This window comes from Kitasatospora sp. NPDC094016 (assembly GCF_040304045.1).
Lineage (GTDB): Bacteria > Actinomycetota > Actinomycetes > Streptomycetales > Streptomycetaceae > Kitasatospora.
This window is the reverse complement of sequence record NZ_JBEOUK010000062.1, coordinates 1-25472: the sequence shown is the minus strand read 5'-3', so window position 1 is coordinate 25472 and position 25472 is coordinate 1. Positions and strand designations below refer to the sequence as shown.

General features: G+C 74.0%; 24 protein-coding genes. 17 read left to right on the top strand and 7 right to left on the bottom strand.

Annotated elements, in window-relative coordinates:
* Positions 1-27: 27 nt before the first annotated feature.
* Positions 28-819, bottom strand: a complete 792-nt coding sequence (locus ABT015_RS35040; protein WP_350886507.1) for a TIGR03089 family protein — start codon at positions 817-819, stop codon at positions 28-30.
* Positions 820-923: 104 nt separating this feature from the next.
* Here ABT015_RS35040 and ABT015_RS35035 point away from each other — a divergent pair, with 104 nt between their 5' ends.
* Entirely contained in the window at positions 924-2036 is a 1113-nt protein-coding gene (locus ABT015_RS35035; protein WP_350886504.1) for a peptidoglycan recognition protein family protein, read from the top strand.
* Between the two features lie 14 nt (positions 2037-2050).
* On the opposite strand, the gene ABT015_RS35030 is transcribed toward ABT015_RS35035, so the two are convergent.
* Positions 2051-2542, bottom strand: coding sequence for an SgcJ/EcaC family oxidoreductase (locus ABT015_RS35030; RefSeq protein ID WP_350886501.1), 492 nt, complete (start codon positions 2540-2542; stop codon positions 2051-2053).
* Between the two features lie 6 nt (positions 2543-2548).
* On the opposite strand from ABT015_RS35030, the gene ABT015_RS35025 reads away from it, so the two are divergent.
* From ABT015_RS35025 to ABT015_RS35005, 5 genes are all read left to right on the top strand, one after another.
* Positions 2549-3514 carry a DNA-3-methyladenine glycosylase family protein gene (locus ABT015_RS35025; protein ID WP_502897480.1) on the top strand — a complete coding sequence of 322 codons (966 nt, stop codon included), beginning with the start codon at positions 2549-2551 and terminating at the stop codon, positions 3512-3514.
* Between the two features lie 25 nt (positions 3515-3539).
* Positions 3540-3794 carry a type II toxin-antitoxin system Phd/YefM family antitoxin gene (locus ABT015_RS35020; protein ID WP_063349128.1) on the top strand — a complete coding sequence of 85 codons (255 nt, stop codon included), beginning with the start codon at positions 3540-3542 and terminating at the stop codon, positions 3792-3794.
* Positions 3791-4237, top strand: a complete 447-nt coding sequence (locus ABT015_RS35015; protein ID WP_350886496.1) for a PIN domain-containing protein — start codon at positions 3791-3793, stop codon at positions 4235-4237. Before ABT015_RS35020 ends, ABT015_RS35015 begins: the two co-directional genes overlap by 4 nt.
* A gap of 242 nt (positions 4238-4479) precedes the next feature.
* Complete coding sequence (locus ABT015_RS35010; protein ID WP_350886493.1) at positions 4480-4752, top strand: type II toxin-antitoxin system Phd/YefM family antitoxin; 273 nt, start codon at positions 4480-4482, stop codon at positions 4750-4752.
* Positions 4749-5018, top strand: a complete 270-nt coding sequence (locus tag ABT015_RS35005; protein ID WP_350886490.1) for a type II toxin-antitoxin system RelE family toxin — start codon at positions 4749-4751, stop codon at positions 5016-5018. The genes ABT015_RS35010 and ABT015_RS35005 overlap by 4 nt, the downstream gene beginning before the upstream one ends.
* Positions 5019-5022: 4 nt before the next feature.
* On the opposite strand, the gene ABT015_RS35000 is transcribed toward ABT015_RS35005, so the two are convergent.
* From ABT015_RS35000 to ABT015_RS34990, 3 genes are all read right to left on the bottom strand, one after another.
* Positions 5023-6315, bottom strand: coding sequence for a coenzyme F420-0:L-glutamate ligase (locus tag ABT015_RS35000; RefSeq protein WP_502897479.1), 1293 nt, complete (start codon positions 6313-6315; stop codon positions 5023-5025).
* Between the two features lie 28 nt (positions 6316-6343).
* Positions 6344-7354, bottom strand: a complete 1011-nt coding sequence (gene cofD, locus ABT015_RS34995) for a 2-phospho-L-lactate transferase (RefSeq protein WP_350886488.1) — start codon at positions 7352-7354, stop codon at positions 6344-6346.
* 116 nt (positions 7355-7470) lie between these two features.
* A complete protein-coding gene (locus ABT015_RS34990) occupies positions 7471-8097 on the bottom strand; it encodes a cysteine dioxygenase (RefSeq protein WP_402456387.1) in 627 nt (208 codons plus the stop codon).
* A gap of 628 nt (positions 8098-8725) precedes the next feature.
* Between ABT015_RS34990 and ABT015_RS34985 the strand changes: the two genes are divergently transcribed.
* The 3 genes from ABT015_RS34985 (at position 8726) to ABT015_RS34975 (ending at position 14795) form a co-directional block, all read left to right on the top strand.
* Positions 8726-8998 carry a WhiB family transcriptional regulator gene (locus ABT015_RS34985; protein WP_063349134.1) on the top strand — a complete coding sequence of 91 codons (273 nt, stop codon included), beginning with the start codon at positions 8726-8728 and terminating at the stop codon, positions 8996-8998.
* A 217-nt stretch (positions 8999-9215) separates the two neighbouring features.
* Positions 9216-13067 (top strand): glycosyltransferase family 2 protein, encoded by a 3852-nt coding sequence (locus ABT015_RS34980; RefSeq protein ID WP_350886484.1) that lies wholly within the window; start codon positions 9216-9218, stop codon positions 13065-13067.
* A 6-nt stretch (positions 13068-13073) separates the two neighbouring features.
* Positions 13074-14795 carry a DUF5719 family protein gene (locus ABT015_RS34975; RefSeq protein WP_350886482.1) on the top strand — a complete coding sequence of 574 codons (1722 nt, stop codon included), beginning with the start codon at positions 13074-13076 and terminating at the stop codon, positions 14793-14795.
* Positions 14796-14848: 53 nt separating this feature from the next.
* Here ABT015_RS34975 and ABT015_RS34970 read toward each other — a convergent pair whose 3' ends face one another.
* Positions 14849-15301 (bottom strand): metallopeptidase family protein, encoded by a 453-nt coding sequence (locus ABT015_RS34970; protein WP_079135840.1) that lies wholly within the window; start codon positions 15299-15301, stop codon positions 14849-14851.
* Positions 15302-15386: 85 nt separating this feature from the next.
* Between ABT015_RS34970 and ABT015_RS34965 the strand changes: the two genes are divergently transcribed.
* From ABT015_RS34965 to ABT015_RS34935, 7 genes are all read left to right on the top strand, one after another.
* The gene (locus ABT015_RS34965; protein ID WP_079136306.1) at positions 15387-15830 is read left to right on the top strand and encodes a DUF3499 domain-containing protein; all 444 of its coding nucleotides are present in this window, start codon (positions 15387-15389) and stop codon (positions 15828-15830) included.
* 189 nt (positions 15831-16019) lie between these two features.
* Positions 16020-17405, top strand: a complete 1386-nt coding sequence (locus ABT015_RS34960; protein ID WP_350886480.1) for a phosphomannomutase/phosphoglucomutase — start codon at positions 16020-16022, stop codon at positions 17403-17405.
* Positions 17406-17488: 83 nt separating this feature from the next.
* Positions 17489-17671 (top strand): Trm112 family protein, encoded by a 183-nt coding sequence (locus tag ABT015_RS34955; protein ID WP_063349138.1) that lies wholly within the window; start codon positions 17489-17491, stop codon positions 17669-17671.
* Between the two features lie 66 nt (positions 17672-17737).
* Positions 17738-19021: an SIS domain-containing protein gene (locus tag ABT015_RS34950; protein ID WP_350886477.1), complete on the top strand. Its 1284-nt coding sequence runs from the start codon at positions 17738-17740 to the stop codon at positions 19019-19021.
* A gap of 77 nt (positions 19022-19098) precedes the next feature.
* Positions 19099-20076, top strand: a complete 978-nt coding sequence (locus tag ABT015_RS34945; RefSeq protein WP_350886475.1) for a cation diffusion facilitator family transporter — start codon at positions 19099-19101, stop codon at positions 20074-20076.
* Between the two features lie 371 nt (positions 20077-20447).
* Positions 20448-21896: an adenosylhomocysteinase gene (gene ahcY, locus ABT015_RS34940; RefSeq protein WP_350886474.1), complete on the top strand. Its 1449-nt coding sequence runs from the start codon at positions 20448-20450 to the stop codon at positions 21894-21896.
* A 197-nt stretch (positions 21897-22093) separates the two neighbouring features.
* Entirely contained in the window at positions 22094-22744 is a 651-nt protein-coding gene (locus ABT015_RS34935; RefSeq protein WP_350886472.1) for a hypothetical protein, read from the top strand.
* Between the two features lie 24 nt (positions 22745-22768).
* On the opposite strand, the gene ABT015_RS34930 is transcribed toward ABT015_RS34935, so the two are convergent.
* Positions 22769-23713: an RDD family protein gene (locus ABT015_RS34930; protein WP_350886470.1), complete on the bottom strand. Its 945-nt coding sequence runs from the start codon at positions 23711-23713 to the stop codon at positions 22769-22771.
* Between the two features lie 293 nt (positions 23714-24006).
* Here ABT015_RS34930 and ABT015_RS34925 point away from each other — a divergent pair, with 293 nt between their 5' ends.
* The gene (locus tag ABT015_RS34925) at positions 24007-25011 is read left to right on the top strand and encodes a stage II sporulation protein M (protein ID WP_350886468.1); all 1005 of its coding nucleotides are present in this window, start codon (positions 24007-24009) and stop codon (positions 25009-25011) included.
* Positions 25012-25472 lie beyond the last annotated feature (461 nt).

The following is a 25472-nucleotide window of genomic DNA, read 5'->3' as shown; positions in this document are numbered from 1 at the left end:
CCCTACCCGCCCGGCCCGACCCGGGGGTTACCCGAGGCGCAGTGTCACCCGTTCGGATTCGGTCCGCTTCTCCCACTGCTCGGGGTCGAGACCCTGCGAGTTGCGGCACAGCACCACCGAGGCGCCGGCCGCCAGCGGCGCCAGCAGGCCGGCCTCCAGGCCGGTCCAGTCGTCGAACGAGAGGGTGGACAGCACCCGGTCGCCGGGCTTGAGCCCGAGCCGGGCGGCCCCCTCCCGGGCCAGCGCGACGGTCTGCTCGCCGGTCAGCTTCAGCGGCAGCCCGTCCACGGCGGTCTCCAGCGCGTGGCCGTCCGGGGCGACGGGCGAGTACGGCGCGAAGCGGTCGCCCTGGCCGGGCACCTCGGCGGCGTAGTCGAGGAAGCCGTCGGGGCGCTGCGGGAAGCGTCCGCCGAGCGGGCGCAGGGCAAGGGCCACCCGCTCGCCCTCGCAGGCCTGGGCGGCCGCCAGTCCGTCCGGACCGCTGACCACCAGGTCGGCGTCGGCCGGGTCGCCGCCGGGCACCGCCGTCACCCCGACCGACCAGCAGGCCAGCAGCCAGACGGCGCTCTGCCAGTGGGCGGGGAGCAGCAGCACGGCCCGGTCGCCCGGGCCGGCGTTCAACTCGTCCTGGAGGAGGTTGGCCGTCTTGGCGACCCAGTTGTCGAAGGTCCGGGCGGACAGCTCCACCCGTTCGCCGGTGGCGTCGTCGTAGAAGGTGACCAGCGGGGCCGCGGGATCGACCGTGGACGTGCCGCCTCGCAGATACGCGTGCAGCAGTTCGACGGGGGTGCGGGCATCGGCAGCGAAATGCGCAGTCATGGTGCGCCCCAGCCTACGGCCTTCGAGTGGGCCGTCGGGAGGGGTGGTGGACCGGGCGCGAGGCGACGTGGCGAGCGGCTCGATTTGCCGCCACCATCCGGTTTATGCGCCTTTTCCTCCCGGCCGCCCTGCTCGTCGGCTGCACCGTCGCCCTGCTCCTCCAGCCCGCCGCCACCGCCGGCCCGGCCGACCCCGACGGCGCCCGGCGCCGCGGTTCCGCCGGCGGCGGGTCGGTCACCTCACTGCCGCTCGGCCCCGGTCCCGCCCTGGCCCCGCGCACCACCCGGCCGTTCGAACTCCTCGGCGTCGGCTGGGACGGCCCGGCGGACGCGCTGGCCGGCGGCGCCGTCCGGGTCCGCACCCGGGACGCGGCCACCGGCCGCTGGGGCGACTGGCACGACCTGGAGGCCGACACCGAGGACGGCCCCGACCTCGCCCCGCGCGGCGCCACCGCGCCCCTGTGGACGGGACGTAGCGACGGCGTCGCCGTCGAGGTGCGCCCCGGCCCCGCCGGGCCCCCGCCCGGCCTGCGGATCGACCTGGTCGACCCCGGCCAGGGCGCGCCCGCGCCCGCCGCCCGGGTCGTTCCCCGCCACCCCGCCGACGGCCCCCAGGCCCCGCGCCCGGCCATCGTCACCCGGGCCGGCTGGGGTGCGGACGAGTCCCTGCGCGACCAGACCTTCGAGTACACCGGACCGGTCCACGAGGTGTTCATCCACCACACCGCCACCGCCACCGACTACGCCTGCTCCGACGCCCCCCGGGTGATCAGGTCGATCTACCAGTACCACGTTCAGAGCAGCGGCTGGCGGGACATCGGCTACAACTTCCTGGTCGACCGCTGCGGCACCGTCTACGAGGGCCGGGCCGGCGGCGTCGACCTGCCCGTCCACGGTGCCCACACCCTCGGCTTCAACACCGACTCGGCCGGCGTCGCCGCCATCGGCACCTACGTCGGCGACGCCCCGCCCCAGCCGCTCCTGGACGGCCTGGCCGCCATCGCCGGCTGGAAGCTCGGCCTCACCGGCCACCCCGCCGACGGCCGCACCAAGCTGATCTCCTCCTCCGACGCCAGCCGCTACCCCAAGGGCACGGTCGTCGACTTCGACGCGGTCTCCGGCCACCGCGACGCCTTCAACACCGAATGCCCCGGCAACGCCCTCTACGCCCGGCTCCCCGCCCTCCGCACGGCCGCGGCCCACCTCCAGGCCCCCTGAGGTGCCGCACCGCCCTACGTCGGCCCGGGCCCCCGCCCGACCAGCCCCCGCAGCTCCGCCGTCAACGCCGCCGCCAGATCCGGCCGGAGGTCGTAGCGCGCCGGAGTGTTCTGCAGCAGTCCGATCCGCCAGCCCGCCCCGGCGTTCACCGCGATCACCGTCTGCACCGCGTTGAGCGCCGGGTCCAGGTCCTCCGCGGCGTCCGGCACCAGCCCCGCGACGGCGTCCAACTGCGCCACCCCGGGCCCCAGCGCGCGGACCCGGCGCACCCTGGCCACGTACTCGGGCGTCGCGTGGTCCGCGAAGAGCCGCCCCAGTTCGGCGGCGATCACCGACCGCCCGCAGTGCCGGGTGCCGTCGAAGCCGATCACCTCCCCGTCCTCGGCGAACGGCCCGGCGAAGGCCGAACCGTCCCGCTCGTTCCACCCCTCCAGCGCCCGGTGGTACAGCGCCCGCACCGCGCTCTCGTCCCCGGAGGACAGCTCCGGCAGCCGCGTATCGTTCATATCCCCATGGTCGACGAAGGCGGTGGAGCCGGACAGCGGAGGAGGCGCACGGCGGTGACGGGCGAGTCGGTACGGCGCTGGCGGCCGGGTTTCCCGCTGGACGTCGCCCGGACGCTGCTGCCGCTGCGCCGGGGCCCCGCCGACCCGGCGTACCGCACCACCGGCGACGGCGCGCTCTGGCGGGCGTCCCGGACCCCGGCCGGGATCGGCACCCTGCGGGTGCTGGCGCGCCCGGCCGCCGGCGAGGTGGAGGCGACCGCCTGGGGGCCGGGCGCGCCGTGGCTGCTGGAGCGGCTGCCGGCGCTGCTGGGCGCGCAGGACGACCCGCAGGCCCTGGTGCTGCCGCCCGGCCCGCTGCGGGACGCCCAGCGCCGCACCGCCGCGGTCCGCCTCACCCGCACCGGGCTGGTCCTGGAGTCCCTCGTCCCGGCGATCCTGGAACAGAAGGTGACCACCGACGAGGCCTACCGCGCCTGGCGCACCCTGCTACGGGACTTCGGCACCGCGGCGCCGGGCCCGGCCGAGGGTATGCGGGTGGCGCCGTCGGCCCGCGAGTGGGCGCTGGTGCCGAGCTGGGAGTGGCACCGCGCGGGGGTGGACCCGAAGCGCTCGGCGACGGTCGTGCGCGCCGTCCGGCTGGCGCCCCGGCTGGAGGAGGCCGCCGCGATGGACCACGCCGAGGCCTTCGCCCGGCTCACCGCAGTCCCGGGGATCGGCCCCTGGACGGCCGCCGAGACCCTGCAGCGCAGCAACGGCGACCCGGACGCGGTCTCGGTCGGCGACTTCCACCTGCCCAACCTGGTCGGCTGGGCCCTGGCCGGCCGCCCCCGCAGCGACGACGCCCAGATGCTCGCCCTGCTGGAGCCCTACCGCCCGCACCGCCACCGCCTCTGCCGCCTCCTGCTGGCCACCACCCCCCACGCCCCCCGCTACGGCCCCCGCCTCACCCCCAACGACCACCGGCGGCGATGAACTACGCCGTAGTACACTGCCTCGCATGGAAGCAACCATGCGGGAGCTGAACCAGCAGACGGCCAGGGTGATAGGAGCCGTCGAGCGGGGCGAGACCGTCACCGTCACCAAGGACGGCAGGCATGTGGCGACCATCCTGCCGCCGAGCCTGGCCGCACCCGTCTACCCCTTCCGGACCGATCCGATGGGGGAGGAGCTCGACGACATGCCGGTCATCCCCGGCGGCGGCGGGCGCATTCTGGCCGACCTCGACCAGCACATGGAAGGATTCGGCAGGTGACCGACGTCGCGGTGGTCGGTGACACCGGCGCCCTGCTCGCCGCATACGCCGGTGAGGAACCCGACCATGACGCCTGCCTGAAGGCCTTGCGTACGGTCGGCCATCTGGTCATCTCGCCCCTGGTGCTGGCCGAGCTGGACTACCTCGCGCACCGGACGCTCGGAGCCGCGATGGCGATGCGCGTTCTGGACGACATCATCGACCGATGTGCGATCGGCCGCTTCGAGGTGCCCGAGGTGGGTGCGCACCTTGCCACCGCGCGGGCGGTCATGCGGCAGTACCCGGACCTGAACATCGGCCTGACGGACGCCATCAACGTCGCGCTGGCCGCAGCGTTCAGGACCGACGCCGTGTTGACCGTCGACCGTCGCCACTTCCGTGCGATCAGGCCGCTGACCAACCACGAGGCCTTCCGGCTGCTGCCGGACGACCTCGACGGCTGATCCTCACCGCACCTCGATGAAGGTGTCGGCGCTGCGGTCCGGGCGTTCGCGCGGGGGTTCGGCGGGGCGGCCGACGGCGACGGCGCGGCGCGACCGCCCGCACCGCCACCGCCTCTGCCGCCTCCTGCTGGCCACCACCCCCCACGCCCCCCGCTACGGCCCCCGCCTCACCCCCAACGACCACCGGCGGCGATGAGCCGGAAGCGCTGTGCGGTGTACACGCCGGTGTGTACGCTTGATGCATGACTGACGCACTGAGCATCCGGGAACTGCGTGCGAACATCGCCGAGGTGGTCAACCAGGCCGAGGCCGGCGAGATCACCGTGATCACTCGGAAGGGCGAGCGGGTCGGAGCGGTCGTGCCGATCGAGATCCTCGATGCCATAGAGGATGCCGCCGACGAACTGCTCGCCCGTGAGGCCGAGCAGCACCGGAACGATCCCACCGTGACCATGGCCGAGCTCCTGGCCGACCTGTTCGACTCGCCCGAGGACTCCTCCGGGAGCGCTGCGTGAAGTACGCGTTCCGCTTCACCGCGCATGCCAAGCGCCAGCTGCGTGACATCAGCCAGGTCGATGCGATGCGGATCCTCACCGCACTCACCGTTCTCGGTGAGGACCCGTACGTCGATGGCCCGGATGTCAAGAAGCTGGCGGGTCACGTCGGCCTCTACCGTCTCCGCGTCGGCGTCTACCGCGTGGCCTACGAGATCCACGACGGCGTGTTGGTGATCCTCGTGGTGGCCGTCGGAAATCGCCGCGAGATCTATCGCGGTCTCTGAACCGTTACCGCACCTCGATGAAGGTGTCGGCGCTGCGGTCCGGGCGTTCGCGCGGGGGTTCGGCGGGGCGGCCGACGGCGACGGCGCCCATCGGGTCCCAGTCGTCCGGGAGGTCGAGGGCCGCGCGGACGGTGTCGCGGCAGAACATGGTGGACGACACCCAGGCGGAGCCGTAGCCCTCGCCGGTGAGGGCGACCAGGAGGTTCTGCACGGCGGCGCCGGCGGCGACGGTGAACATCTCCCGTTCGGCGGCGGCGCGCCGCTGGTCGGGGTAGTGGTGCGAGCCGTCCATGACGAGGCAGGGCACCACCAGGTAGGGCGCGTCGCGCAGGACGTCGCCGCGGGCGGTGCGGCGGGCGATCCGGGCGTCGTCCCAGCCGTCGAGTTCGCGCAGGTCGCGCTGCCAGGCGGCGAGCATCGCGTCGAGCAGCCGGGTGCGGGCCCGTGCCGTCTCCAGCAGGACGAACCGCCACGGCGTGGTGTGGTGCGGGGCGGGCGCGGTGACGGCGGCGGCGACGGCGCGGCGCACGGCGCCGGGGTCGACCGGGGCGTCGGTGAAGGAGCGGACGGTGCGCCGCAGGGTGACGGCCTGGCGCAGCGCCTCGGAGGTGCCGAGCCGGAACATGTCGTCGACGGCGCGGCGGACCAGCGGCCGGGCGCCGTCGCCGTCCTCGGCGGTGACGAGGTGGCCGAGCCCGCGGACGACGGCGACCGGCACGCCGCTGGTCTTGCCCTTCACCAGGTCGGCCGCGGCGGCGAGTTCGTCGGCGGTGGCGGTGACGGTGAGCGTCAGCTCGTTGCCGTGGCTGTCGGTGCGCCCGCGGTGGTCCTCCAGCACGGACAGCCCGGCGGCGCCGATGGCGACGTCGGTGAGCCCGCTGCGCCAGGGCCGGCCGAAGGTGTCGGTGACGACGACGGCGAGCCGGCGGCCGGTGAGCTGCTGGAGCTGCCCGCGCAGGGCGCGGGCGGAGGCGTCCGGGTCCTCGGGCAGCAGCAGGACGGTGCCGGGGGCGGTGTTGGAGGCGTCGACGCCGGCGGCGGCCATGACGAAGCCGTTGCGGTTCTCGACGATCCGGGCGGGGCCGCGCCGGGCGACCACCCGGACGGTCTCGGCCTCGATCGCGGCGTCGCGGTCGGCGGCGTACAGCAGCCGGCCCTCGGCCTTGCTGACGACCTTCGAGGTGACGATCAGGATGTCGCCGTCCTGGTACTCGCCGGCCTTGGCGAGCAGCGCGGCGAGGTCGGTTCCGGCGTCGATCTCCGGCAGCCCCTCGACCGGGAGGATCCGCAGGCTCATGCGCCCTCCCCGCTGCGCTCGCGCCCGCTCACTTGCGCACCTGCTCGGCGAGGGCGAGGGCGGCCCGGGCCATCTCGGCGGTGGCCTTGACGTCGGTCATCAGCAGCGGGACGGCCCGGCAAGCGATCCCGGCGGCCTCGACGGCGGCGACCGAGGCCTGGTCGGCGGTGTCGACGAGCCAGCCGTCGATCAGGCCCTCCGGTCGCCCGCCGCCACCCTTGTCCGAGTTGCTTCGTAGCACTGCCCTGCTGCCGTAGTTCAGCGCGACCGCCTCCGCGGTGGCCTCGACGCCGACGGCGGCGAGCACCTTGTCGGCCATGCCGCGCACCGGGGCGCCGCCGATGATCGGGGAGAGCCCGACGACGGGGGCGGGGGCGGCGGCGACGGCCTCCCGGATGCCGGGGACGGCGAGGATGGTGCCGATGGAGACGACCGGGTTGGACGGCGGGAAGAGGATGACGTCGGCGGCGGCGAGGGCCTCCAGGACGCCGGGCGCGGGCTTCGCGGTGTCGGCGCCGACCGGGATGATCGCCTCGGCGTCGACGGCGGCGTGCAGCCTGACCCAGTACTCCTGGAAGTGGATCGCCCGGGTGCCCTGCTCGTCGGTGATCCGCACGTGGGTCTCGACCCGGTCGTCGCTCATCGGCAGCAGCCGTACGCCGGGCTTCCAGCGCACGCACAGCGCCTCGGTGACCTGGCTGAGGCTGTAGCCGGCGGTGAGCATCTGGCTGCGGACGAGGTGGGTGGCGAAGTCGCGGTCGCCGAGCCCGAACCACTCGGGGCCGACGCCGTACTCCTTCATCTCGGCCTTGATCGACCAGGTCTCGTCGGTGCGGCCCCAGCCCTGCTCCTCGTGGATGCCGCCGCCGAGGGTGTACATCACGGTGTCGAGGTCGGGACAGACCTTGAGGCCGTAGAGGTGGATGTCGTCGCCGGTGTTGCCGATGACGGTGATCTCGTCCTGCGGTCCGACCGCCGCGAGGAGTCCGCGCAGGAAGCGCGCTCCGCCGATTCCGCCTGCCAGTGCCACGATGCGCATGGGTTCATCCTGCCACGGTCCGACTGCCCGTCAGCCCGCTCATCAGCCCGCTCATCAGCCCGGTCGCCTGCCCGGCCGCCGGCGGGTGCGACGGCCGGGTTGACGCGGGCGGGTGCTCAGTGCGCCTCGGCCTGGGCCTGCGGGTGCTGCTCGGGGACGGCGGTGCCGCCGTACTGGTTCATCTCGGTGAGGCCCGGGGTGTAGAGGTGGATGGAGACGGCGGGTTCGAGCGTGCCGTTGACCACCTCGTGCAGGTAGCCGGAGGAGAAGACCCGCTGCCCGCCGGGGCGCAGGGTGCGGGCTCCCTCGCCGGCGCGGGTGAGCGAGCGTTCGATCAGCTCGCCCTGGACGACGGTCATCACGCCGGAGGACTCGCCGTGGTCGTGGAAGCCGCTGCTCTGGCCGGGCAGCCAGCTGAGCAGCCAGACCTCGTAGCCGGGGCCGGTCTCCAGCCGGGCGTACCAGCGGGTGAGCGCGTCGTAGCGGACCAGGGGTTCCCAGCGGGCGCGGTCGGCGGCGATCTCGCGGATCAGCCGGGCGTGGCCGGCCACGGTGGTGGGGTGGCGGGGCAGGTCGGTGCGGGCCAGGTGCGGGAAGGCGAGCGGGTCGCCGGCGATGGAGACGTCGCTGAGGCCGTCGGTCCAGCCCCGGCCGGGCGTGGTGGGGGCCGTGGGCGCGGTGGGCGCGGGGCTTCGGCGGGCGAGTTTGCTGCGGTCGCGGTTCCGCTTGCGGATACGGGTCATACGCACGGGAGTCGTCCTCGGAGTGGCGGCTGTTCGTCGGGGATCAGCCGGATCCGGGATGTCCTGGGACGGGAATCGCGGGCGGCCTCTGTGCTTCCTGGGGGCGGCGCGCGGTGGGACGCGGGCGCCTAGATACAGCAGGAACAGAGGCGACAACAAGAGTTCACGGCACGGCGGAGCGTGGAACCGCTCCGGGGGCTGGCGAACTCTGACATAGGGGAAAGGAGACCGCATCCGTGGGGCCGGTGTCAAACACAGAGATGTGGCATTCGAGGGGGTTACGCCAAGAAGTTGCCCGGATGGGGTGATAAATCACGCTCTATGTTTCGATGGGAAGATCGCCGGGAAGGCAGGGCGATGACCGGCCTGTGACGGTGACCGAGCGTCACCCGCCGAAGGGTTGTGGCTGGTTCGACGCCGTTCGGGGCTTTCGGATCGAAGGTCCTATGTGTCCGAATATGTACACTATTCGTAACGGCTTGGTGCCGGGGAGTGAATCCTCGCCCCAATACCAGAGCTCGGCTTGACTGAGCCAGAGTGACGCAACTGTAATTTCACTCGTGTCGTCGGCCGCACGAGGCAACGGCAACCACGGGGACGCCAAGTAGGGGCAGAGGAGGCGCGCCACATGAGCGAGCTCTTTGAGCTGTTGATCGGTGACGGCATCGCGGAGGAGGAAGAGGAACTCGGCTGGCAGGAGCGCGCGTTGTGCGCCCAGACCGACCCCGAGTCCTTCTTCCCCGAGAAGGGCGGCTCCACGCGCGAGGCCAAGAAGGTCTGCCTCGCCTGCGAGGTCCGTTCGGAATGCCTGGAGTACGCCCTCGCCAATGACGAGCGGTTCGGCATCTGGGGCGGCCTCTCCGAGCGCGAGCGCCGCCGGCTCAAGAAGAGCGCGGTCTGACCGGGGCGGCCGCAGGCCCCCGCTGACCCTTCGACAACCACACGGCAGTACGGGCGCCTCACCGCGGCGGTGGGGCGCTTTCGTGTTCCCTGCCGGCTCTTCACCGGTCCCGCACCGGCACCGCGGACGAAGCCGCCATCCGGAGCCGTTAGTGTGGTGCGCCATCCGGTTGCCGTTCACCGGCTGTGTCCACCGAGAACTGGGGCCCGCGCACTCGATGACCGTCTACAGCCACCAGAGCGGCTTCACCGCTGCCAGGCCGCCCGCCTACCCGCGCCACCTGGTCACCGCGGTGATCGTCTCGCACGACGGGGCCCGCTGGCTGCCGCAGGCCCTCGCCGGCCTGCTCGGCCAGGACCGCCAGGTCCAGCGGGTGCTCGCGGTCGACACCGGTTCCACCGACAACTCTCCGCAACTGCTGGCGGACACCCTCGCCGACTGGCTGCCCGAGAGCGGCCCGCTGCTCCTCGGCCGCCGGGCGGGCTTCGGCACCGCCGTCGCCGAGGCCGTCTTCGGTAGCCCGCCGCTGCGCCCGGAGGACCTGCCCTACCGGCTCGACCCCTCCGGCTACGACCCGGTCACCGGCGGCTGGGACGACTTCGGCGACCCGCTCGCCCAGGAGGACGACCTCGGCCGCGGCGGCCCGCGCGAGACCCAGCCCGTCGAATGGCTCTGGCTGCTGCACGACGACTGCGAGCCGCAGACCGACGCGCTGCGCCGGCTGCTCCAGGTCGCCGACTCCACCCCCAGCGCCGCCGTGGTCGGCCCCAAGCTGCGCAGCTGGTACGACCGCCGCCAGCTGCTGGAGGTCGGCGTCACCATCGCCCGCTCCGGCCGCCGCTGGACCGGCCTCGACCGCCGCGAGCAGGACCAGGGCCAGCACGACCAGGTCCGCCCGGTGCTCGCCGTCTCCAGCGCCGGCATGCTGGTGCGCCGCGACGTCTTCGAGGAACTCGGCGGCTTCGACAAGGCGCTGCCGCTGATGCGCGACGACGCCGACTTCTGCTGGCGGGTCAACGCCGCCGGCCACCGCGTGGTGGTCGCCCCCGACGCCGTGCTGCGGCACGCCGAGGCGGCCAGCCGCGAGCGCCGCGCCGTCGACTGCGGCCCCGCCCACCCGCACCGGGTGGACAAGGCCGGCGCCGTCTACACCCTGCTCGCCAACTGCAAGGGCGCGCTCTTCCCCTACGTCCTGCTGCGGCTGGTGCTCGGCACCCTGCTGCGGGCCGTCACCAACCTGCTCGGCAAGGACCCGCGCCAGGCCTTCGACGAGCTCACCGGCCTCGGCCACGAACTCGTCCGCTTCCCCCGGCTGCTGGCCGCGCGCAAGCAGCGCGCCCGCACCCGGGCCGCCGACGCCCTGGACGACCGCACGCTCTTCCCGCCGCCCGGCGCCACCGCCCGGCTCGCCGTCGAGGGCGTGATCGGCTCCCTCGGCATAGGGGGAGGGGACGACACCGGCCGGCACGGCTCGGTCGAGGCCGGGCCGGGCGGCGAGGACGACGAGGACCTGGTCGTCGAGCAGTTCACGCTGATCAAGAAGCTGGCCCGGCGTCCGGCGCCGGTGCTGTTCGCGGCCCTGCTGGTGTTCGCCCTGATCGCCTGCCGCGGCCTGTTCGGCAGCGGCGAGCTGTTCGGCGGCGCCCTGCTGCCGGCCACCGACGGCGCCGGCGGCCTCTGGTCGATGTACGCGGACGCCTGGCACCCGATCGGCACCGGCTCCACCGCCGCCGCGCCGCCGTACCTCGGCGTGCTCGCGGTGCTGTCCTGGGTGCTGTTCGACCACGCCGACCTCGCGCTCACCCTGCTGGTCGTGCTCACCGTGCCGCTGTCCGCGGTCAGCGCCTACCTGGTGTCCCGGCCGCTGCTGGACTCCAAGCTGGTCCGGGCCTGGGCCAGCGCCGCCTACGCGCTGCTGCCCGCCGCGACCGGCGCGCTCGCCCAGGGCCGGATCGGCACCGCCGTCCTCGCCGTGCTGCTGCCGCCGCTGGCCCGCGCCGCCGCGATCGCGGCCGGTCTCGGCATCCGCGACGAGAGCGCCGCCAAGGGCGCCCGCCCGGGGTGGCGGCCGGTCTGGATGACCGTCCTGCTGCTCACCCTGGCCACCTCCTTCGTGCCGTTGACCTGGGCGCTCGCCCTGCCGCTGTGCCTGGCGACGCTGGTCGTCGCGGTGGTCCGCGGCGGCGCCTTCGGCTCGGGCGGCGCCGCGCTGCGCCTGCTCGGCCTGCGCGTCCTGGTGATCCTCGCGCTGCCCGTCCTGGTGCTGGCGCCGTGGTCGCTGACGGTGCTGACGCACCCGCAGTGGCTGCTGCTGGAGGCCGGCCTGCCCGGTCTGCACGGCACCGGTGCGAGCGCGGCCGGCCTGCTGCTGGTCAACCCCGGCGGCGCCGGGGTGCCGCCGGTCTGGCTGTCCGCCGGCGTGGTGCTCGCCGCGCTCGCCGCACTGCTGCGCGCCGACCGCCGCCGTGCGGTGCTGGCCGCCTGGGGTGCGGCCGGTGCGGGCCTGGTCTTCGCGGTCGCGGTGGCGGGCACCTCCGTCACCCCGGCCTCCGGCGGCCCGGCGGTGCCCGCCTGGGCCGGCCCGGCCTCGCTGATCGCCGGGATCGCCCTGCTGGCGGCCGCCGCGATCGGTGCCGACGGCGCCAACGCCCGCGTGGCCGGGATCGCCTTCGGCTGGCGCCAGCCGGTGGCCGCGCTGGTGGTGGCCGCCGCGGTGCTGGCCCCGCTGGGCACCGGCCTGTGGTGGGCGCTCACCGGCGCCGGCAAGCCGCTGCACCGGGCCCAGGCCGGCCAGGTGCCCGCGTTCATCGCGGAGGAGGCCGGCACCACCGACCGGTCCCGCACCCTGGTCGTCACCGGTGATCCGGGCGGCGGCGCGGTCCGCTACACCGTGGTCCGCGGCGCGGGCCTGACGCTCGGCCAGGCCGAGTCCACCGTCGACCCGTCGACCGGCACCCAGGACGGCCTGAACAAGATGGTCGGCAGCCTGCTGGCCGGTTCCGGCGCCGACCAGGCCGGTGCGCTCTCCGGCTACGGCATCGCCTACGTGCTGGTCCAGCAGTCGGTGATCGCCACCTACAAGGACGTCCTGGACACCACCCCCGGGCTGGTCAAGGCCAACCAGGACGGCGACTCCGCGCTCTGGCAGGTCACCGGCGCCCCCGCCGTCCGCGCGGTGATCACCGCCCCGGGCGCCGCCCCGGTGGTCGTCCCGGCCGGGGCCCGCGACCTCACCGCCACCGTCCCGGCCGGTCCGGACGGCCGGGTGCTGCGGCTCGCCGAGTCCGCCGCCCCCGAGTGGAAGGCCACCGTGGGCGGCACCGCGCTGGAGTCCGTCACGGTCGACGGCTGGGCGCAGGGCTTCAAGCTCCCGGCCGGCGGCGGCAAGCTGACCGTCACCCGGGAGGACGGCTTCGCGCACACCGGCTGGATCTGGGCCCAGGTGCTGCTCGGCCTGACCATCCTCGTGCTGGCCCTGCCCGGACGCCGCAGCCACAAGGACGACGACCTGCCCGAGGAGGTGGTGGCCGCCGCCGCGCTGGCCGCCGCGGCCCAGGCGCAGACGCCCGCCCCCGGCAGCCGCCGGGCCCGCCGGATGGCCGAGCGCGGCGAGGGCGGCGAGGACGGCGGGGTGTACGAGGGCCCGCCGGGCGCGATCCCGGCGCAGCCCGCCGGCGAGCCGGTGGCCGAGGCGGTCCAGGCGGCCGCCGCCGTCCAGGAGACCGAGCCGTACACCGACCCGTACCAGACGTACCAGCAGGCCGACCCGTACAGCTACGACCAGTACGCGGCCCAGCAGCCGGTGGCCGCGCCGTACGGCGGCCAGGGGTACGACGGCCAGGGCTACGAGGGCTACCAGCCGCAGGCGTACCCGCAGCAGGGCTACGAGCAGCAGCCGTACCCGCAGGAGCAGCAGTACGGCTACGAGCAGCAGCCCTACCAGCAGACGGAGCACCAGCAGCCGTGGGTGCCGGGGCAGCCGCAGGCCGAGCCCTACTACGACCCCAACGACCCGAACGACCCCAACGGCACGGGCCGGTACCCGCACCAGCACGGATCGGGGAGCTGACCCGCGATGAAGAAGCCCGCATTCAGGAAGAAGTCCGCGCCCGAGGCCGTCGAGCCGACGGAGTCCGCCGAGTCCGCCGAGGCGGGGCAGTCCGGGCCCGCCCCGGCCCAGGCGCCGGAGCCCGCGGCCTCCGCCCGGCCGGCCGGGCGGTCCGGGGGCACCAGGACCACGCAGTCCCTGCTGGCCGCGGCCGTCGTGCTCGCGGCGGTGTTCGGGATCGCCGAGACGCGCCCGCCGGCCACCCCCGCCAAGGCGGACGGCGGCGTCGCCCCGACCACCGCGCAGGTCGAGCGGACGGCGGCGGTCTGCCCGCAGCCGCTCCAGGGCCTGACCGGCTCGACCACGCTCACCGCCTACACCCCGCCCGGGACGGGCGGCGCCACCGGCGGGGCCGGCTGGCTCTCCGACGCCGCCGCGCCCGCGACCCCGCCGACCACCGCCCCCTCCGCCCCGGCCCCCAGCGCTCCCGCCGCGCCGTCCGGCTCGGCCGCCCCGGCCGCCCCGGACAAGGGCGCCGCGCCCGCCGACGCCCGGCTGACCCTGGCCAAGCCCGGCACCCCGGCCACCGGCCCGGCCGCCAACGGCGACACCGCGCCCGGCACCGGGGCCGTCGCCACCGGCGCCCTCGCCCCCGGCTTCACCGTCACCCAGACCACCGTGGTCACCGAGCAGCGCGGCCTCGGCCTGTCCGGCCTCACCTGCACCCCTGCCGGGACCAGCTTCTGGTTCGCCGGGGCCAGCACGGCCGGCGACCGGGTCGACTACGTCAGCCTGGTGAACACCGAGTCCTCCGCCGCCGTGGTCGACATCAAGCTGTACGGCGACAAGGGCCTGATCGAGAACGACGCCGCCAACGGCATCACCGTCGCCCCCGGCAGCTCCCAGTCCGTGCTGCTGCCGACGATCAGCAAGGGCGCGGTCAACGACCTCGCCGTGCACGTGGTCGCCCGCAGCGGACGGGTCGGCGCCGCGCTGCACGCCGCCGACGGTGCCAAGGGCGCCGACTGGATCCCGGCCTCGGCCGAGCCGGCGGCCACCCAGGTGCTGCCCGGCCTGCCCGCCGACACCTCCGCCGCCCACCTGGTGGTCTGGGCGCCGCCGGAGGACGACGCCGACCTGAAGATCCAGCTGTCCGGCAAGAACGGCTGGTTCACCCCGGCCGGCAACGAGTCCATCCACATCAAGGCGGGCATGGTGGCCGCCGTCGACCTCGGCAAGGTCACCCGCGACGAGGTCGCCGGGCTGCGGCTGTCGCCCACCGACGACAAGCACCCGACCCGGGTCGTGGCCGGCCTGCGGGTCGACCGGGCCGGGGGCGGCGGCAAGAGCGACGCGGCCTGGCTCACCGGCACGGGCCCGGTCGGTGCCCGCGCCACGGTCGCCGACAACCGGGCCGGCGCGTCCACGCTGTTCCTGACCTCCGCCGGCGACGCCGCCACCGTCCGGGTCACCGCCTCGGCCGGCAGCGGCGGCGGCACCCCGGTGAGCAAGGACGTCCAGTTGCCGGCCGGCGGCACGGTCGCCCTCCCGGCGCCCGAGCCCGGCGGGCTGAACGGCAGTTTCGCGCTCACCGTCGAGACCGTCTCCGGCGGCCCGGTGATGGCCGCCCGGATGCTCTCGCTGCCCGCCAAGGACGTGCCGATGTTCACCATCCAGGCGCTGCGCGACGACCACAGCACCGTCAGGGTCCCGCGGGCCGGCCAGGATCCGGGCGTCGTCCTGCGCTGACCAGTCGGACGGGGCGGTACCCGGCAGGCCCGGGTACCGCCCCGTCCGCGTGCTCAGTCCTCGTCGTAGCGCGGGTCGATGGCGTCCGGGGAGAGCCCCAGCAGCTCCGCCACCTGCTCGATCAGGATCTCGTGCACCAGCGCCGCGCGGTCCTCCCGGGTCTTCGCCCGGATCTCCACCGGCCGCCGGTACACCACGATCTGGCTCTTGCGCCCCTGCTTGCCCGGCAACACCCGCCCCAGCGGCACGCCGTCCTCGCCGTCGGCCGCGTCGGGCTCGTGCAGCGGCACCTCCTGGACGGCGAACTCCACTTCGATCAACTGCGGCCAGCGCCGTTCAAGACGCTCCACCGATTCGCGCACGTAGTCGTCGAACAGTTCGGAGCGGGTGAGCGAGATCGGCACCTGGGGCGGCGCCAGCGGGCCGCGCAGCCCCCTGCCGTGCCGGTCGCGATGCCGGGGACGGCGCGAGGGTCCCGTCGATGACTGCGGTGCAGAGCTGTCCATATCACTGCCGAGGGTAGTCCTTGGACGGTCGGAAGTGGACTACTCCGACGGGGAAACGCCCGAGGCGGCGGAGGCGCGGACCGGCGTGCGGACCGCGACACGGCACACCCGCCGGACAGGCGGTCTTCGCTCCCCGGCGAGGAGTGCGGTACCGTCCACCCTCGTGAGCTCTGTACGTCGTTGTTCGCGGACCGCGTGCGGCCGGCCGGCCGTCGCGACGCTGACGTACGTCTACGCGGACTCCACCGCCGTCCTGGGCCCGCTCGCCACCTACGCCGAGCCGCACTGCTACGACCTGTGCGCCGAGCACGCCGAGCGCCTCACCGCCCCGCGCGGCTGGGAGGTCGTCCGGCTGGCCGCCGAGGCCGGGCCGCTGCGCCGCAGCAGCGACGACCTGGAGGCCCTCGCCAACGCCGTCCGCGAGGCCGCCCGGCCGCAGACCCCCCGTCAGGGCCGCGGGTCCGAGGGCGAGTCCACCGAGGGCGGCCGCCGCGGCCACCTGCGCGTCCTGCGCTCGCCGGACAACTGACGCCGCACCGCCGACGCCCTACCCCGCCCGGGCCCGCACCGGGCGTTCGTCCGACTTGGGTACGCTGCCCGTCTACCGTCACCGCGACCGTCGACCGAACGGGCGGTGACCCCGACGTATCGTGACCGTGGGCGGCCAGCCGCCGATCACACGCACACCGACCAGTACAGAGACCAGGGTGGAGCCGCAGTGCGCGACCTCAAGCAGCTCGTGAAGGCCTACGACGTCCGAGGCGTCGTCCCGGACCAGTGGGACGAGCACCTGTCCCGGGCCTTCGGCGCCGCGTTCGTGCAGGTCACCGGCGCGTCCGCGATCGTCGTCGGCCACGACATGCGCCCCTCCTCCCCGTCGCTCACCCGGGCGTTCGCCGAGGGCGCCGCCGCCTACGGCGCCGACGTGGTCCAGATCGGCCTCTGCTCGACCGACCAGCTCTACTACGCCAGCGGCAAGCTCGACCTGCCCGGCGCGATGTTCACCGCCAGCCACAACCCGGCCCAGTACAACGGCATCAAGCTGTGCCGGGCCGGCGCCGCCCCGGTCGGCCAGGACACCGGCCTCGCCGAGATCCGCGAGCTGGTCGAGTCCTGGACGGGCGAGGACGACACCGTCACCGTCCCGGCGAAGGACGTCAAGCCGGGCGCGCTGTCCGAGCAGGACACCCTGCGCGGCTACGCCGACCACCTGCTGGGCCTGGTCGACCTCACCGCGATCCGCCCGCTCAAGGTCGTCGTGGACGCGGGCAACGGCATGGGCGGCCACACCGTGCCGACCGTCTTCGACGGCCTGCCGATCGAGCTCGTCCCGATGTACTTCGAGCTGGACGGGACCTTCCCCAACCACGAGGCCAACCCGCTCGACCCGAAGAACATCGTCGACCTCCAGGCCCGGGTCCGCGAGGTCGGCGCCGACCTCGGCCTGGCCTTCGACGGCGACGCCGACCGCTGCTTCGTCGTCGACGAGCGCGGCGAGCCGGTCTCCCCGTCCGCCATCACCGCCCTGGTCGCCGCCCGCGAGATCGCCCGCGCCCAGGCCGCCGGCGAGGCCGAGCCGACCGTCATCCACAACCTGATCACCTCCTGGACCGTCCCCGAGGTGGTCCGCGCGCTCGGCGCCAACCCGGTGCGCACCCGGGTCGGCCACTCCTTCATCAAGCAGGAGATGGCCGTCACCGACGCCGTCTTCGGCGGCGAGCACTCCGCGCACTACTACTTCCGCGACTTCTGGCGCGCCGACACCGGCATGCTGGCCGCGCTGCACGTGCTGGCCGCGCTCGGCGGGCAGCCCGGCACGCTGTCCGCGCTCACCGCCGAGTACGACCGCTACGCCGCCTCCGGCGAGATCAACAGCACCGTCGCCGACCAGGCCGCCAGCACCGCCGCCGTCCGTGCCGCCTACGCCGGCCTGGAGGGCACCACCGTCGACGAGCTGGACGGCCTCACCGTGGCCGGCCCGGACTGGTGGTTCAACCTGCGCGCCTCCAACACCGAGCCGCTGCTGCGCCTGAACGCCGAGGCCAAGGACCCGGCGAAGATGGCCGAGCTGCGCGACGGCGTGCTCGCCATCGTCCGCGCCTGACCGAGGCCCGCTGTGCCCCGGCCGGTAGGGTTGCCTATCGGCCGGGGCACCGCCGTGCCACCCCCCGACTTTTGGAGAGCCCCATGAAGCTCGAATCCTTCCTGCTGGAGATCCTGGTCTGCCCGCAGTGCCGGGCCGCGCTCACCGAGGGCGGCACCGAGGAGCAGCCCGAGCTGCTCTGCACCGGCGCGGACTGCGGCCTCGCCTACCCGGTCCGGGACGGCATTCCGGTCCTGCTGGTGGACGAGGCCCGCCGCCCGGCCTGATCCTTGGGGCGAAGCCCCCACCCCGTCAGCCCAGCGCGCACAGGACAGCAGCCGGAGGCCCGCCGCATGCTCGACGACACCCTGCTCGACGACCCGGCCGCCCTGCAGCGCGCCGACCGCGACCGCGCCCTGCTGGCCCTGGCCGGCGCCGGCGCGCGGGTCCGCACCGCGCTGCGGCTGGCCGACGCGGCCGGCCTGGACCGGCTGCGCCCGGACGGCCGCCCGCGCGCCGTCCTGGTCGCGGGCCACGGCAGCGCCCTGACGGCGGGCGAGATCCTGACCGCGCTGGCCGGCAACGCCGGCCTGATCACCACGCTGCCGCCGACCGAGGCGGTCGCCCCGCGCGCCGACCGGGCCGGCGCGCCGCCGGCCTTCACCGCCGGGCTCGGCTGGCAACTGCCCGGCTGGGCCGGCCCGCTGGACCTCCTGGTGGTCAGCTCCGCCGACGGCGGCGAACCGGGCCTGGTCAGCCTCGCCGAGCAGGCCTACGCGCGCGGCTGCGCGATCGCGGTCACCGCCCCGGTGGGCAGCCCGCTGGCCGAGGCCGCGTTGCAGGTGCGTGCACTGCCGCTGCCGTACGTGACCTCCGTGCTGCCCGAGGACGAGGCGCCCGCCCGCCCGGCCGCCGAGCCGGACCTCCCCGCCGAGGACCCGGCCGCGCTGTGGTCCCACCTCACCCCGCTGCTCGCGCTCGCCCAGAAGATCGGCATCACCCAGCTGCCGTACGACGCGCTGCCGGCCGTCGCCGACCTGCTGGACGCGACCGCCGTCCGCTGCCGCCCCGACGCCGCCGCGTACACCAACCCGGCCAAGGGCCTGGCCGCCCGGCTGGCCGGGACGGTCCCGCTGCTGTGGGCCGAGGGCCCGATCGCCGGGGCCGTCGCCACCCGCTTCGCCGCCCAGCTCGCCGAACGGGCCGGCCGCCCGGCGCTGGCCGGGCCGCTGCCTCAGGTGCTCACCGCCCACCGCGGCATGTTCACCGGACAGTTGGGCGCGGGCGCGGACCCGGACGACTTCTTCCGCGACCGGGTCGACGAGCCGGATCCGCTGCACCTCCAGGTCCTGCTGCTGCGGCACGTCCCGGGGGCGCCCGGCGGTCGGCCCGTGGCCCAGCCCGGCGGCGTGCCCGGTGTGCCCGACGAGGCGGACGGGCCGGTCGAGGTACCGGAGGACGACGCGGGCCCGCGCAGCTTCGGCGTCACCCGCGCGCACCGGCTGGCCGGCGCCCACGACGTCCGGCTGACCGAGTACGCGACCACCCGGCCGGACCCGCTGCACGCGCTCGCCGACCTGGTCGCGCTGACCGACTTCGCCGCCGTCTACCTCGGGCTCGCCGCCGCGCAGTCCTGAGTCGGCGTCGCACGGCCGGTACGGTAAGCGCTCGACGGAGCAGCGCGACCGGCCATTGCGGCGGAGGGACCCGGAGCATGAGTACAGAAGGCGGCACCAAGGCACTGGTCGCGGCACTGTCCGCGAACCTGGCGATCGCGGTGGCCAAGTTCACCGCCTTCGGCTTCACCGGCTCCTCGTCGATGCTGGCCGAGGGCGTGCACTCGGTCGCCGACTCGGGCAACCAGGTGCTGCTGCTGATCGGCGGCAAGCGGGCGCGCCGGGCGGCGGACGAGGAGCACCCGTTCGGGTACGGCCGCGAGCGCTACGTCTACGGCTTCCTGGTGGCGATCGTCCTCTTCAGCGTCGGCGGCCTGTTCGCGATCTACGAGGGCTGGCACAAGGTCAACCACCCGGAGAAGCTGGACTCCTGGGGCTGGGCGGTCGGCGTGCTGATCTTCGCCGTCGCGATGGAGGGCTGGTCCTTCCTCACCGCGATGCGCGAGTCGGCGAAGGCCAAGGGCGGTCAGGGCTGGGTGCAGTTCATCCGCACCGCCAAGGCCCCGGAGCTGCCGGTGGTGCTGCTGGAGGACGCCGGCGCGTTGATCGGCCTGGTGCTCGCGCTGCTCGGCGTCTCGCTCACCGTGATCACCGGCGACGGTGTCTGGGACGGCGTCGGCACCCTGGGCATCGGCGTCCTGCTGGTGCTGATCGCGGTGGTGCTCGCGCTGGAGACCAAATCGCTGCTGCTCGGCGAGTCCGCCGACCGGGATTCGGTGCGCCGGATCCGCGAGGCGCTGGTGGACGGCGAGGCCGTCACCGGCGTGATCCACATGCGCACCCTGCACCTGGGGCCGGAGGAACTGCTGGTCGCCGCCAAGATCGCCGTGAACGCGGAGGACAGCGCGGCCCGCGTCGCGCGGGCGATCGACGCGGCGGAGGAGCGGGTCCGGGCCGCCGTCCCGATCGCGCGGGCGATCTACCTGGAGCCCGACGTCTACAGCGCCGAGAAGGCCGCCGCGGGCGAGGACCCGGCGGCCACCCCCGGCGGGCCCGGGCCCGCCGCCCCGCACTGACCGGCGCCGGGCCGACCCTGGCCGGGCCGGCCGACCCTGGCCGGGGTCGGCTGGGATCCGCTTGAGGACCCGTCCGGTCCGAGGCCGAAATCGCTCATCGGCGGACGGCCGGTGGGGCCGCCGGTGTAGATTCGTCACCAGAGCCAGAACGTCGCTGCTGATGGCGGTTGATCGGCGGTCCGCCCCCGTGGGGTGTGCCCCGGTCGAGGGAGAGAGGTCCTCCGACGGTTTGTGCTGCGCAGCAGGGAACCGGTCCACCACCACGGATCCGGGCGCCCCGGCGTAGCCGTGCACCCGTACGGCCCCGCCCCCGCTGCGACCGCACACACAGGACCTTGGCCACGCCCACCCCATCAGCGAGGAGCAGACGCATGTCGACCGACACCACCGGTGACTTCAAGGTCGCCGACCTTTCCCTGGCGCCGTTCGGCCGCAAGGAGATCCAGCTGGCCGAGCACGAGATGCCCGGCCTGATGTCGATCCGCGCCGAGTACGCCGAGTCGAAGCCGCTGACCGGCGCCCGCATCACCGGCTCGCTGCACATGACCGTGCAGACCGCCGTCCTCATCGAGACCCTGACCGCCCTGGGCGCCGAGGTCCGCTGGTGCTCCTGCAACATCTTCTCCACCCAGGACCACGCGGCCGCCGCCATCGCGGTCGGCCCGGAGGGCACCCCGGAGAACCCGCAGGGCGTGCCGGTCTTCGCCTGGAAGGGCGAGACCCTGGACGAGTACTGGTGGTGCACCGAGCAGGCCCTGACCTGGCCGGGCGGCAAGACCCCGAACATGATCCTGGACGACGGCGGCGACGCCACCCTGCTGATCCACAAGGGCGTCGAGTTCGAGAAGGCCGGTGCCGCGCCGGACCCGTCCACCGCGGACAACGACGAGTTCCGGATCATCCTGGAGCTGCTCAACCGCACCCTCAAGGACTCCCCGAACAAGTGGACCGAGGTCGCCGCCACCATCAAGGGCGTGACCGAGGAGACCACCACCGGTGTCCACCGCCTGTACGAGATGCACCGTGACGGCCAGCTGCTGTTCCCGGCGATCAACGTCAACGACTCGGTCACCAAGTCGAAGTTCGACAACAAGTACGGCTGCCGCCACTCGCTCATCGACGGCATCAACCGCGCCACCGACGTCCTGATCGGCGGCAAGGTCGCCCTCGTCTGCGGCTACGGCGACGTCGGCAAGGGCTGCGCCGAGTCGCTGCGCGGCCAGGGCGCCCGCGTCATCGTCACCGAGATCGACCCGATCTGCGCGCTCCAGGCGGCGATGGACGGCTACCAGGTCGCCACCCTGGAGGACGTCGTCGAGACGGCCGACATCTTCATCACCACCACGGGCAACAAGGACATCATCATGGCCTCCCACATGGCCCGGATGAAGCACCAGGCCATCGTCGGCAACATCGGCCACTTCGACAACGAGATCGACATGGCCGGCCTGGCGCAGCTGCCCGGCGTGGTGAAGACCGAGGTCAAGCCGCAGGTCCACGAGTGGCGCAAGGCCGACGGCCGCACCATCATCGTCCTCTCCGAGGGCCGCCTGCTGAACCTGGGCAACGCGACCGGCCACCCGTCGTTCGTGATGTCCAACTCCTTCGCGAACCAGACGATCGCCCAGATCGAGCTGTTCACGAAGACCGAGCAGTACCCGATCGGCGTCTACGTGCTGCCCAAGCACCTGGACGAGAAGGTCGCCCGGCTGCACCTCGACGCGCTCGGCGTGAAGCTGACCACCCTGAGCCAGGACCAGGCCGACTACATCGGCGTCCCGGTCGAGGGCCCGTACAAGGCGGAGCAGTACCGCTACTGATGCGGTGAGCCGTACGCCGGTGGCCGGCACCCCCGCACGGGGGTGCCGGCCACCGGCGCGTTCGGTCGGCCGTCGGCGGTTCAGGGCACGATGACGTCGGTGGTCCAGTCGGTGGCGCTCGTGCACGCCGTCCACCCCCCTGATGCGGGCACCCGTCCCGAACGTTGCACGCGAAGTGCACACGTAGGCTTTCGGGCATGCCCAACGGCCGGTACTCGCTCCATACAGCCATGACTCCTCTGGGTCACGACCGCGTGCTGCTCGGGGAGGAGCGCTTCAGCTGCGCCCCCGGGGCGGCCGGCTGGCGGTACGTCTCCAAGACCTACGCGCCGGACGGGCGGGTGATCGGCAGCGTCGACCTCACCCTGGACTCGCGGGCCCGCCCGCTGCGGATGGAGCTGCGGGCCGGCGGCTGGCAGGTGCGCGGCGGCGCGGTGGACGGCGTCGCCTGGGTCCGGACGGACGCGGCGGACCCGGGCGGCGAGCACAGCGTGGAGGGGCACGACCGGGCGCACGGGTTCACCGGTGGCTCGCCGGCCTTCCTGGTCGCCACCGCCCGGCTGCTGCGGCTGCGGGAGGGGGCGAGTGCGCGGGTGCGGCTGGTCGCGTTCACCGAACCGGTGCTGGCGCCGCGCACCTTCGACCAGGGGTGGCTGCTGGAGGGTGTCGACACGCACCAGACCGACTCCGGGCCGCTGCTGGTCGAGCGGTACCAGGTCGCGGACCTGGAGACCGGCGAGCAGCAGGTCGTGCACCTCGCGGGGGACGTGGTGCTGGCGGCCGACGGGATCGAACTGGAGGAGCTGGCGTCGCCGCCGAACGCCTGGCCGGCGCAGTTCGGGGAGTAGGCCCCGTGGAGCAGTGCGGTGAGCCTAGGCGGGCGGCGCGAAACCGGTGCCGGGGGCCGGTGTCGAGGACGGGGCCGGTGTCGGGGCCGGTGTGGGGGACGGCTGGTCGGCGGTGGGCGGGGCGGGCTTCTCGAAGGACGGGGCGGCCGGCCGGGGCGCGGGAGTCGGCTGCGCGGCGGGTGCGGGTGCGGGTGCCGCGGTCCGCTGCCACTGGGCCTGGGCCCGCGTCCACTCCCGGCGCTGGCGCTCGGTGAGTACCGCGCCCAGGTATGCCGCCGGGTGCAGCCCCTGCGCCACCGGGTGACCGGTCCGGGCGGCCAGGTCGCCGGCCAGCCGGGTGGACATCTGGAGTGCCACCGTCGGATCCAACTGGCCTATGCGACCCAGCAGTTGGCGGATAGCCAGCCAGAGCGGCTCCGGCACGGCGGACAGGTCCATCGCGACCAGCTCCCGGCCCATCGTCTGGAGCAGGTGCGGGTGCACGGGCGGCAGCGGTGGCGTCCCACCGCCCGGGGTGCGCTCGCGGACGACCACCGTCCCGGCGAAGATGTCGCCCAGCCGCTTGCCGTCCACGTTCACGGCCGAGGTGATCACCGCCGGCACGCCGGTCATGGCGACCAGTTCCATGAAGCCGACCAGCCCGCGCACCAGCGAGTGCCGGAACCGCACCGGGCCGCCGTCGGTGCGCACCACCCGCAGGCCGAGCGCGGCCTTGCCGAGCGAGCGTCCGTGGGTGAAGGTCTCGACCATCACCGGCACGGCCACCAGGAAGAGCACCAGCAGCCCGATCAGGGTGGCCGCCAGCGCCGCACCGTCCAGTCCGATCAGGGCGACGCTCAGGGTGAGCGAGACCAGGAACAGGGCGGCGAACTCCACGAGCAGGTCCAGCGTGATCGCCAGCGCCCGGCTGGGAAGCTTCGCCGTCTGCAGGTCGAGGACGACCGCCTCACCCGTCACCAGGTCGCTCAAGACACCTGTCCGTTCACGTTCGTGGAGCCGTACAGCTCACTCATGGAGGCCGCCGAGGGCGGCACGGACGAGGGGAGGGGCGCGATCCGGACCGGCCCCCACGACCTGCTCTCCGCAGTCTGATCCGCAGCCGCAAACATACGGCGCCCGGTGGCCGCACGGGAAGTGAGATCCCGGCGGCCGGGGTGCCCACCGCTGCTGGCATGCTGGGCCGCGCGTGTCCGTACGTACCCGCCCGTCCACCCGCCCGCGACCGGGCCCCTCGGGCCCACCGCCGACCATGGAGCCGCCGAATGGACCTGGACGTCTTCGTCGCCACCCACCAGGGGGAGTGGGCACGGCTGGACGCCCTCGCCCGACGGCGCCGGCTCAGCGGGGAGGAGGCCGACGAACTGGTCACCCTCTACCAGCGCGCCACCGGCCACCTGGCCAAGGTTCAGGCCGCCGCACCGGACCCGGCCCTGCTCAGCCGGCTGACCGGTCTGGTCTCGCGGGCCCGCAGCGCGGTGACCGGATCGCGCAGCAGCGGCTGGCACGACGTCGCCCGGTACTACACGGTGAGCTTCCCGGCCGCGCTCTACCGCGCGCGCCGCTGGTGGGTGCCGGTCGCGATCGTCTCGCTGCTGGCCACCGCGGTGCTCGCCTGGTGGATGGCCACCCACCCCGAGGTCCGCAACAGCCTGGTCGCCCCGGACCACCTGCGGGAGATGACCCGCCCCGGCGGGCAGTACGAGTCGTACTACTCGGACCGCCCGGCGAGTTCGTTCGCCGCGCAGGTCTGGACGAACAACGCGTGGATCGCCGTGCAGTGCCTGCTGTTCGGGATCGCGCTGGGTCTCCCGGTGCTCTGGGTGATGTGGACCAACGTGGTCAACCTCGGTGTCGGCGTCGGGCTGATGGCCTCCGCCGGGCGACTCGACGTCTTCCTCGGCCTGCTCATCCCGCACGGCCTGCTGGAGCTGACCGCGGTGTTCGTGGCCGGCGGCCTCGGTCTGCGCCTCGGCTGGACGGTCATCGACCCCGGCCCGCGCACCCGGGGAACGGCCCTGGCCGAACAGGGCCGCTCCATCATCGGCATGTCCATCGGCCTCGCGACGGTGCTGGCCGTTTCCGGTGTGCTCGAAGCGTTTGTCACCCCTTCCGGGCTGCCCACCTGGGCACGCATCTCGATCGGCGTGCTGGCCGAGACGGCATTCCTCCTCTACGCGCTGGTGTGGGGCCGAAAGGCCGCCGAGGCCGGCGAAGTCGGTGATCTGGACGCGGCCGATCGGGCGGATCTACAGCCCGTCGCGGCCTGAGGTGAGGTGATCCACATGCCTCTGACCTGGTACTCTTCTCGCATCCCGACCAAACCATTGACGTGGTGAGGGTGGGCTAGTAGGTTTGAACGGTTGGGACAGACTGGACAACGGTCAGTCCCGGGCGTTAGTGTCTACGACACCGCCAAATCGAGGTGAGCGCGTTTTATGAATGCGCATCCTTCGACGAAGCAAAATCCCGCGGACTGAGCACAACGAAGGCTTTGATAAGCTTCGGAGCGAAGTTCGAAGGAAATCCCCCCAGCGGGAATTCGGAGAAACGAAGCCGGTAAGAACGGCCGCGAGGATCTGATAAGCTGGAAACACGAAAGAACGAAGCGCCCGGAGGGCCCGCTGGAAGGCGGACCGAAGGAAGTGTCCGTTCCTTGAGAACTCAACAGCGTGCCAAAAGTCAACGCCAGATATGTTGACATCCCCGGCCTCGATCGTCTGATCGGGGT

What these genes read in the sequence shown, in the direction of transcription:
- ABT015_RS34955 (WP_063349138.1), top strand. Translation starts at nt 17,489, where the DNA reads ATGAAGCTCGAATCCTTCCTGCTGGAGATCCTGGTCTGCCCGCAGTGC.
- ABT015_RS34985 (WP_063349134.1), top strand. Translation starts at nt 8,726, where the DNA reads ATGAGCGAGCTCTTTGAGCTGTTGATCGGTGACGGCATCGCGGAGGAG.
- ABT015_RS34990 (WP_402456387.1), bottom strand. Translation starts at nt 8,097, where the DNA reads ATGACCCGTATCCGCAAGCGGAACCGCGACCGCAGCAAACTCGCCCGC.
- ABT015_RS35035 (WP_350886504.1), top strand. Translation starts at nt 924, where the DNA reads ATGCGCCTTTTCCTCCCGGCCGCCCTGCTCGTCGGCTGCACCGTCGCC.
- ABT015_RS35020 (WP_063349128.1), top strand. Translation starts at nt 3,540, where the DNA reads ATGGAAGCAACCATGCGGGAGCTGAACCAGCAGACGGCCAGGGTGATA.
- ABT015_RS34970 (WP_079135840.1), bottom strand. Translation starts at nt 15,301, where the DNA reads ATGGACAGCTCTGCACCGCAGTCATCGACGGGACCCTCGCGCCGTCCC.
- ABT015_RS34975 (WP_350886482.1), top strand. Translation starts at nt 13,074, where the DNA reads ATGAAGAAGCCCGCATTCAGGAAGAAGTCCGCGCCCGAGGCCGTCGAG.
- ABT015_RS35030 (WP_350886501.1), bottom strand. Translation starts at nt 2,542, where the DNA reads ATGAACGATACGCGGCTGCCGGAGCTGTCCTCCGGGGACGAGAGCGCG.
- cofD (WP_350886488.1), bottom strand. Translation starts at nt 7,354, where the DNA reads ATGCGCATCGTGGCACTGGCAGGCGGAATCGGCGGAGCGCGCTTCCTG.
- ABT015_RS34945 (WP_350886475.1), top strand. Translation starts at nt 19,099, where the DNA reads ATGAGTACAGAAGGCGGCACCAAGGCACTGGTCGCGGCACTGTCCGCG.
- ABT015_RS34925 (WP_350886468.1), top strand. Translation starts at nt 24,007, where the DNA reads ATGGACCTGGACGTCTTCGTCGCCACCCACCAGGGGGAGTGGGCACGG.
- ABT015_RS35040 (WP_350886507.1), bottom strand. Translation starts at nt 819, where the DNA reads ATGACTGCGCATTTCGCTGCCGATGCCCGCACCCCCGTCGAACTGCTG.
- ABT015_RS34980 (WP_350886484.1), top strand. Translation starts at nt 9,216, where the DNA reads ATGACCGTCTACAGCCACCAGAGCGGCTTCACCGCTGCCAGGCCGCCC.
- ABT015_RS34950 (WP_350886477.1), top strand. Translation starts at nt 17,738, where the DNA reads ATGCTCGACGACACCCTGCTCGACGACCCGGCCGCCCTGCAGCGCGCC.
- ABT015_RS35010 (WP_350886493.1), top strand. Translation starts at nt 4,480, where the DNA reads ATGACTGACGCACTGAGCATCCGGGAACTGCGTGCGAACATCGCCGAG.
- ABT015_RS35025 (WP_502897480.1), top strand. Translation starts at nt 2,549, where the DNA reads ATGGTCGACGAAGGCGGTGGAGCCGGACAGCGGAGGAGGCGCACGGCG.
- ABT015_RS35000 (WP_502897479.1), bottom strand. Translation starts at nt 6,315, where the DNA reads ATGAGCCTGCGGATCCTCCCGGTCGAGGGGCTGCCGGAGATCGACGCC.
- ABT015_RS34935 (WP_350886472.1), top strand. Translation starts at nt 22,094, where the DNA reads ATGCCCAACGGCCGGTACTCGCTCCATACAGCCATGACTCCTCTGGGT.
- ahcY (WP_350886474.1), top strand. Translation starts at nt 20,448, where the DNA reads ATGTCGACCGACACCACCGGTGACTTCAAGGTCGCCGACCTTTCCCTG.